This is a genomic window from Ruminococcus sp., assembly GCF_024684275.1.
Window position 1 is genome coordinate 1 of the sequence record NZ_JAIKXF010000120.1, and the last position, 2,271, is coordinate 2,271.

General features: G+C 38.1%; 2 protein-coding genes. One reads left to right on the plus strand and one right to left on the minus strand.

The annotated features are described in order from the left end of the window. A partial coding sequence (locus K5677_RS13400) for a DEAD/DEAH box helicase family protein (RefSeq protein ID WP_296728954.1) occupies positions 1 to 768 on the minus strand: 768 nt, incomplete at its 3' end. 528 nt (positions 769 to 1,296) lie between these two features. Between K5677_RS13400 and K5677_RS13405 the strand changes: the two genes are divergently transcribed. Beyond that, the coding region (locus K5677_RS13405) for a PDDEXK nuclease domain-containing protein (protein WP_296728956.1) at positions 1,297 to 2,271 on the plus strand (975 nt) is incomplete at its 3' end.

A 2,271-nucleotide genomic window follows, 5' to 3' on the forward strand; every position in this document is an offset into this window, starting at 1 on the left:
TACATCGGACGGTATGTATGAGCTTTTAAGCCTGCGAACGCCGTATATTTCCGAGAATGAACGATTATCATCATTCGGACGATATGCAAGAAATTCACGTTCAGCCTGCTCACCAAGGCTCTTTGTATCAACAAGAAAGAGAATACGGTTCATCTTGCCGAATTTAAGCATGCGATATGCAGCTGTTATTGCAGTAAAGGTCTTTCCTGCACCTGTAGCCATCTGTACCAATGCTCTTGGTTTATTCTCGGATAATGACTTGTCCAGGTTTTTAATTGCTGTAATCTGACAATTTCGAAATCCTGTACCATCGAACTCAGGAAAATGCTTCATATTGTTTCTGATAGTATCGTTTCTTCTTATAAGGCTTGCTAATGTTTCTGGTCTATGGAATGAAAAAACTGTCCTTGAACGGTATTTTTCATCATTATAGTCTGTAAAACGTGTAAGCTTATCGGTAGCTTCATAAGCAAATCTTATCTTATAATCACATTTAATCCACTTGAAGGAACTATTGGCATAACGAGAAGACTGTCCTTCGACAGTTGTTATGTTTTCTCCTTCTTCACTTTTCTTTGCTTTGACTACGCCAACTGGTTTTCCATTTATAAAAAGAGCATAATCAACAGGTCCGGTATCTGTCGGAAATTCACGAACAGCGACGCCGACAGCAGCATTAGGATTTAATCTTTTAATATCTTGAATTGTCCAGCCGGAAGCTAATAACTTTTCATCAATTATTTTTCTTGCTTTCTGTTCAGGCGTCATAATCTCTGCACTCCTTTACAAAATATTATAATTTACCAAGTATAATTATAGCACAATTTGCTACAAATGTCAATTGAAATCTATAAACTGTATTACAATAAAATGTAATAAAATTAACGTAAGTTCGACAATACATGCACTTCGTTTTCATATTGAGTCGTAATCAGTAGGAGTATTCCTGTATATATACTTAATAACAGACAGTTTATTATCAACCAGTTTGATATTCAAGCTGCCTTTTATGCTATCATCAATGAAGTTATTATTCGATGTTTCGTTTCTGTAGTAATAATAATTCAGCGTTTTATCATTAACAAAGAGTCTTTCCGAAACAAGATTATACGGATCGCATTTTTTATAGTCGTATACTACAATATCACCAGAGAGCATACAATTGCTATAGTTTTTGGCAATATTATATTGTCGAATAATACAGTCTGTTTATGGAATGTTTGCTGAGAAATCTCTTGAAAAATAGAGCTCAGTATGGTATAATGGGTGTATCATCAGGAAATGAGGGCGAACCCTATGGATAATGAAATTATAAAAGCTGAGAGCAATTCGGAGGATATATATACTTCCATACGTTCTTTTGTAATAACAGCGCAAAATAAAGTCTATGCCGCCGTCAATACTGCAATGGTAATTGCTTACTGGGAGATTGGCGAGCAGATATACAAGGCTTGCGGCAAAAATGACAGAGCTGAGTATGGCAAAAATCTTTTGAAGTATTTGTCTGACAGGCTTACTGCCGAGTTTGGTAAGGGCTTTGACGAGAGTAATTTACGAAGAATGCGTCAATTTTACTTAACATATCCAATTCGCGACACACTGTGTCACGAATTGAGCTGGTCGCATTATCGCATACTTATGAAGATTGCCGATAAGCCTGCCCGTGATTTTTATACAGAAGAATGTGCAAAATCAGCGTGGAGCGTCCGCCAGCTTGAAAGGCAGATCAATACAATGTACTATCAGCGGCTGCTTGCAAGCAAGGACAAGTCCGCAGTGGCAGCGGAAATACAGACCAGCACGCCAAAGCCAGAGTATGAGAAAGCGATAAAAGATCCGTATATCATGGAATTCCTGCAGATAAAGCCTGATACCCATGTATATGAAAGCGATATAGAGCAGGCTCTGATAGAACATTTACAGCAGTTCCTTTTGGAGCTTGGACGCGGCTTTTCCTTTGTATCACGGCAAAAGCGTTTCACTCTTGACGGACAGGACTTCTTCATTGACCTTGTTTTTTACAACTATATCCTCAAATGCTTTGTGTTGTTTGATTTGAAAACTGATAAACTGACGCATCAGGATCTGGGACAGATGCAGATGTATGTTAACTACTACACAAGAGAGCTGATGAACGAGGGAGATAATCCTCCTATCGGTATCGTGCTGTGTGCTGAGAAAAATGATGCAATTGTAAAATATACTCTGCCAGAAGGCAATAACCAGATATTCGCTTCAAAGTATTTCACATACCTTCCGACTGAGGAAGAG